At 42.6% G+C, this 6,000-nt stretch carries 7 protein-coding genes and 1 rRNA gene; all 8 read right to left on the bottom strand.

The annotated features are described in order from the left end of the window. Positions 1 to 104 (bottom strand): 16S ribosomal RNA (locus V2H41_RS02705); the annotation flags it as partial. 623 nt (positions 105 to 727) lie between these two features. Continuing rightward, entirely contained in the window at positions 728 to 1,279 is a 552-nt protein-coding gene (locus V2H41_RS02700; protein ID WP_330973575.1) for a DNA-3-methyladenine glycosylase I, read from the bottom strand. A 50-nt stretch (positions 1,280 to 1,329) separates the two neighbouring features. Next, on the bottom strand, positions 1,330 to 2,076 hold the full coding sequence (truA, locus tag V2H41_RS02695; RefSeq protein WP_330973574.1) for a tRNA pseudouridine(38-40) synthase TruA: 747 nt from the start codon (positions 2,074 to 2,076) through the stop codon (positions 1,330 to 1,332). Between the two features lie 46 nt (positions 2,077 to 2,122). Next, complete coding sequence (locus V2H41_RS02690; protein WP_330973573.1) at positions 2,123 to 3,349, bottom strand: DUF4476 domain-containing protein; 1,227 nt, start codon at positions 3,347 to 3,349, stop codon at positions 2,123 to 2,125. A gap of 97 nt (positions 3,350 to 3,446) precedes the next feature. Further along, positions 3,447 to 4,343, bottom strand: coding sequence for a TPM domain-containing protein (locus V2H41_RS02685; protein ID WP_330973572.1), 897 nt, complete (start codon positions 4,341 to 4,343; stop codon positions 3,447 to 3,449). After that, positions 4,321 to 4,782 (bottom strand): TPM domain-containing protein, encoded by a 462-nt coding sequence (locus V2H41_RS02680; protein WP_330973571.1) that lies wholly within the window; start codon positions 4,780 to 4,782, stop codon positions 4,321 to 4,323. Before V2H41_RS02680 ends, V2H41_RS02685 begins: the two co-directional genes overlap by 23 nt. 6 nt (positions 4,783 to 4,788) lie before the next feature. Next, entirely contained in the window at positions 4,789 to 5,373 is a 585-nt protein-coding gene (locus tag V2H41_RS02675) for a LemA family protein (RefSeq protein WP_330973570.1), read from the bottom strand. A 2-nt stretch (positions 5,374 to 5,375) separates the two neighbouring features. Then, positions 5,376 to 5,969 carry a LemA family protein gene (locus V2H41_RS02670; RefSeq protein ID WP_330973569.1) on the bottom strand — a complete coding sequence of 198 codons (594 nt, stop codon included), beginning with the start codon at positions 5,967 to 5,969 and terminating at the stop codon, positions 5,376 to 5,378. Positions 5,970 to 6,000: the final 31 nt, after the last annotated feature.

Below are 6,000 nucleotides of genomic sequence, written 5' to 3'. Positions count from 1 at the left end.
TTGCCGGTCGTCAGCAGGAGCAAGCTCCCCTGTTACCCCTCGACTTGCATGTATTAGGCCTGCCGCTAGCGTTCATCCTGAGCCAGGATCAAACTCTCCGTTGTAAATCTCTTCTGATCTGATTTAACACCAGACCAATTATTTTCGCTTTGACCTACCTGGTCCAAACTGTTACATTTGAACTCGGTGCTATTGTTTCCAACCTTTCAAAGAACTTCACAAATGACAGAACTATAAAGCTCAGCATCTGTCTTCTTGCCGATATCAGTGGACTTGAACCACCAGCGCGCCTATAACGCTATATCTAAAATTGAACTAACTTGAAGAACTTCGGTAACCCTCTCAGTCACCCCCTCCGAATCGGGGTTGCAAAAGTATAACCTTTTTGCAAACCACCAAACTTTTTAAGAAAAAAATTATCTCAAATATCGTCTAAAGAACTGTGCTCGTTTTTTAAAAGCGGACTGCAAAGATACGTTGATTTTTAGCTAATAAAAAAATTATTTTTAAAAATAACTGCTCATAAGAATGAAGTGTAGATCGCTATTTATATCACTTCTTCCAGCGGCATCTTTGCTTCTTTAAACTATTGGTATGCTCAGAGAACTATGCGTTTTTCAAAACGCGGGTGCAAATATACGAGCCTTTTTGAAGGCACAAAGTTTTTATGCTGTTTTTTTCAAAAAAATAAAAAGAGATGATTGTAATCATGCTTATAGAATACAAATTATTGCCTTAACCACATGGGCTTAAGCTTTAGTATCTTCTTATACACCGGGCAGCTTTCATCATGGGCACCTTTTAGATAACCAATGCTCAGCAGAAACTCATTTACGATTTCACCACCCGTGAAGCGAAATGTCTTTTTAAATAACCTCACCCACTCTTCTTTGGTTTTGGGATGATGATACTCGAGCCAGCTTTGAAACGAACCGTACTCTTGTTGCAAGGCCAGAATGGTTTGGGCATTCTCGATGGCGGCATTAATCTTTAATCTATTGCGAATAATACCTGCATCTGCCAAAAGACGTTCTCTATCTGCATCGGTGTAAGCTGCCACCTTTTTAATATTGAAATTGCTGTAAGCTTTACGAAAAGCTGCTTCCTTTTTTAAAATTGTTTCCCAACTCAATCCGGCCTGATTGATTTCCATAATCAGTCTGCCGAATAATTCATTATCGTCATGAATGGGATATCCATAATGATGGTCATGATAGTGTTGATGCAGTGCTTTCCTTTCCGCCGGCTGCATTTTTTCTATAGCTGTACAATACGACATATTGATGATCGAATAGCGTTGGTAATAAAACAAATTGCTGAAACGCGTTCCTAATCCAAAGCATACGGATAATACACTTGCACCAATGTCAAACCATGAGCAGGTGTATCAAAGTAAGCCCGGGTGCAGTCCTTTGCTTCGATGATCGCACGAAACTCATCCAATGTTATAATGGAGCGGCCCACTTTGAGCATAGTAGCCGTTAATGCACGTACCATTCCCCGTAAAAAGCGATTGGCTGCTACTTCGTACACGATACGATCGCCATCCGTAAACCAGTGGCTGCTAATAATATCACAGATAAAGGTTTTTACCTGGGTATTGCGTTTTGAAAACGAAGTAAAGTCACTATACTCCTTTATAATAGCCGCTGCAGCTTTTAGTTTTTCAATATCCAGTGTGTAAGGATAATAATATGCAACGTCTTGCAGAAATGGGTTTTTAAACTGATAGATGCTGTACTGATAGCGCCGCCCGGTAGCATCAAATCTGCAGTGCGCCTCATCGTGCACCTTAAATACATTGGTAACCACTATATCATCGGGAAGTATCGCATTCAAGTTGTAAATCCATCTATGCTCGAAATAATCTTCCCAATCGAAATGATAAAAGTTTTGTCGGGCATGTACACCTGCATCGGTACGTGAGGAACCCGTTAGTTTTATTTCATCTGGTTGCAGCCGAAAGAAGATACGAAAAGCTCTTTCGATCTCTCCCTGAATAGTGGGCGCATTATGCTGAGTTTGGGATCCCTTATAAAGTGTTCCCCTGTATGCAACTTCAAGAAAGTAACGCAAACCCTAAACTTTTAAACTAACGATTAAAACCTAATTCTCCTTAACCTTATTGCAGCAAACTATTGAATTTTTCGATATAAGATGGCTCTTTGATTTCGGATGCTAGTGAAGCAAAATTTTCCCGATCCGCTACATAAGGATACGCCGCGGCATAAAAATTATACTTACCAGCATTAGAAAGGAACATACTGCTCAGATATTTGATCTGTGCGGTAGTATAGCATTTGGCTTTGAAAGCCTTTACAGCCTGAGCTATCATGCTGTCATCGTTAGTTTCCGCAGCCATCACACGACGCAGTTTCAAGAAATCGTCTTCGCCGGCAACGGCTTTACAAGCTGCGTTGGTAGGCTTGACAACTTCTGGTTGGGCAGCTACCTCTGTTTGAGGAGCAGGTTGATTTGCTGTCGCCGACAATACATTTCCCGCATTGGGGGCTTCCTGAGCCGGTGCCTTATTCTCGGTATTTTCTGAAGAAGGAGCTTGTGTATTGGCTGCAGACGTTCCCTGCGAGGTGGCCGGTGCAGGAATAAATATGGTAATAGGATCTACTTTTCCAAATTCATCGCGATCATCATACACCAATGTCACACCTTCGCCAGAAGATACCGGAGCCGAGGGTAGCCCCACATTTGAGGTTTGTTCTTCGGCAGGCTTTGCCTCTACAACTACAGGAGCTTCTTCAGGCTCCTCTTTGGGTTTCTCCAACAAACTAGGATCATTGGCTGCCTGAGATAAAATTTTTGTAAAGTCCGATACATCTTCCGCTAGTTCTGATTGCTTTTCATGTGCGGTAGACACTGGTGGTGTTTGATTGGCGACAGGTGTAGTGGTAGGCGTTGTAGTGGACGGCCTTGTAGGAGGGACCTGCTGAGCGGGCCTTCTACCTTTAATAGCCGCTTCGGCTTCCTCGCCTGTTAGGGCTTTTTGCACCGCCATGGTTTGGAGATCAAACAGTCCCCATCCTTCTTCGCCATAATCCTTAATCAAATAACCTTTGTCCTTGGAGTCGATACGGAAATTGAATGCCTGCTCTGGGGTTTTACCTTCGGGAAAACCTACAATAAGTTTATAATCACCATCGCGGAGCTGAGGCAGAATTAAATATCCGGAAGCGTTTGCTGTTATTTTCTGACCATTAATTCTGATATAGAAAGGCTGTGCCGGCTCTATTTGCAGGTATACGAAATAATTCGATTGTACCTGATACCCCTGCCCTGAGGACCACACAAATGACAAAACCAATAAAGCCAATAAAATAAATCGCCTGTTCATGAGTTTTTATTTCCTTGGGGCAAATTTAGCTAATAGTTAATTAGTAATTGGGCTCAATATTAAGATTAACAACTTCATTAAGATTGATCCCAAAAGCTTACCAGCTGCCTCCGGCACCGCCGCCGCCAAAGCTTCCTCCCCCAAAGCCTCCGAAGCCTCTGCCACCACCCGACCAGCCACCACCTCCGGACCAGCCTCTACCCCCGCCCGACCAGTCTTGGGGAAAGATAATGGGGCCACCCCAGTCGTCGCGATATCCTCTGCGAGAAACATATCCCCCGCCACCACCGCCTTTGCGACTGATAATAACGAGTATAATAAAGAGAATAAAGGCTACAAACAAAAGCCCGAGGATACTACCACCGCCTTTATTGGCTCGATAGTTAGCAGGAGCTTTGTACTTTCCTGCGGCAGCCTGCATGATTTCGGTAGTAGCAATATCTAAGCCCCTATAATAATTGCCTGCTTTAAAATGCGGCAGCAAAGTATGTTGCACAATTTGATCAGCGACCAAATCAGTTACCGAACTTTCCAGTCCGTATCCTGTAGCTATAAATACACCACGCTGTCCACCCTTCTCTCCGGTATTTACCAGAATCACAATACCATTGCTAAACTCTTTTTGGCCACCAACACCCCATTTGCGCCCCAATGCAATGGCGAATTCATCGCGCGAATATCCTTTCAGATCATCTACAATTACTATGGCAATCTGATTAGACGTACTATCATCATAAGCCACTAGTTTATCCTCCAGCGCCTGCACCTGATCTTTTGTTAAAAAATGACCGGTAAAATCATTCACCAATCGGGGAGGATTAGGCACCGGGGGGAGCACAGCATCTATTTGCGCTTGAACAAAAAGAGTAAAAAACAGACTGATGTATAGTAATAAGAATTTCTTCATTGATATTATTAGTGAAACGATATTGCCGGCCCTTTTACCGGAATCAGTACGTTGATGATGTGCATTAATGCCCAAATACAATTTCATCGGGCAGCTCATTATGATCAGTCTCTTTGTCGTAAGGGAAGAACTTGCGCAACCCCTCTCCTATTTCGTGTACATATTCACAAATACCCTCTACAAAATTTTCTTTATTGAAATATTGAAGGATGCGGTTGACAAGATTTTCCCAATACTCACGCCCTGTTTTTTTGTAGATACCTTCATCACCAAATATTGCCATTTGATGATCTTTTACGGCAATGTACAACAGTACGGCATTGCGATCCTTTGTCTGATCCATTTTCAGGCTGAAAAAAATTTCAGCAGCACGGTCGAGAGGATTCACATATCTACAGTGTCGTTCTATATATACTCGTATTTCGCCGCTAGTACGAGTTTCTGCCTGACGGATTGCGTTCACTACCTGCTCTTTCTCTGCATCTGTCAGGAAGTTGGCGGGCTTCTTATTTAAGAACGAGAACATTAAAGCTTAAAATTTTATTTCAACATTTTTATCGGCTCCGGCATCGGCCTGAAAACCTTGCTTTTCCTTAAATCCGAAAATTTTGGCTACAATGTTTTTAGGAAAGCTACGCACAGCCTGATTATAATCGGCTACTGCAGCATTAAAATCTGCACGCGCTACCTTTATCCTGCGCTCATTGCCTTCCAGTTGGGTTTGCAGTCCTCTGTACGCATCGGTACCTTTGAGTACCGGATATCTCTCCACCGTAGCAATAAGCCGGTTGGTATACATAGCCAGTTCATCCTGTACTTGCGTCTGCTGTTTATAGGTATCAGCATTAATCTCTGTTACTGAAACAGAGAGTGCTTTACTCCGGGCTTCGGCGATTTTGGTAAGCGTTTCCTGCTCAAAACCAGATATCCCTTTTACTGTATTGACAAGATTAGGGGTAAGATCGAGTCTACGCTGATAAGTGTTTTGCACCTCAGCCCACATCTGCTCCATTTTTTCCTCTTTCGCTACCAAAGAATTATAGGCCACCGCGGTGTAAAGCACCAGTAATACAATCAATACACCGAAGAGTACACCCGATAGTTTTTTCTGCTGCATCACTAATCAAAATTAAACTCAACTTTTGGAGCTTGATCTGCACCCGGATCAGCCTTGAAAGGTTCTTTTGCTCTAAAACCAAAGATACCTCCCAAGATGTTCATTGGGAAGGAACGCACTTTAGTATTATATACGTTTATTGCACTATTAAAAGCATTACGAGAAGCTCTAATATCGTTTTCGATACTTTCCAATTGTCCCTGCAATTGCAGGAAATTTTGGTTAGCCTTTAGCTCAGGATAACTTTCTACCACTGCCAGCAATCTGCTGAGCGCACTACTTACTTCGCCCTGCGCAGCTTGAAATTTTTCCAGATTTTCAGGAGTCAGCTGGTCAGCAGAGATATTTACCGAGGTAGCTTTGGAACGTGCCTCCACTACTCTAGTTAATGTTTCTTGTTCAAACTTAGCGGCACCTTTTACCGTATTCACTAGGTTCCCTACCAAATCATTCCGTCTTTGATAATCAGACTGTACGTTTGCCCATGCTTTTTTCACGGCTTCATCCTGTTGTACAAGACTATTATATCCGTTACAACCCATAAAGCCAAAGATGACCAATACTATCAGTACAATAAGTCCTAATCCTTTTTTCATGTTTTCGGTTTTAATGTTAACAAAACAAATT

This window comes from Niabella digestorum (genome assembly GCF_036409055.1).
GTDB lineage: Bacteria > Bacteroidota > Bacteroidia > Chitinophagales > Chitinophagaceae > Niabella > Niabella composti.
This window is presented reverse-complemented; position numbering and strand designations above follow the sequence as displayed.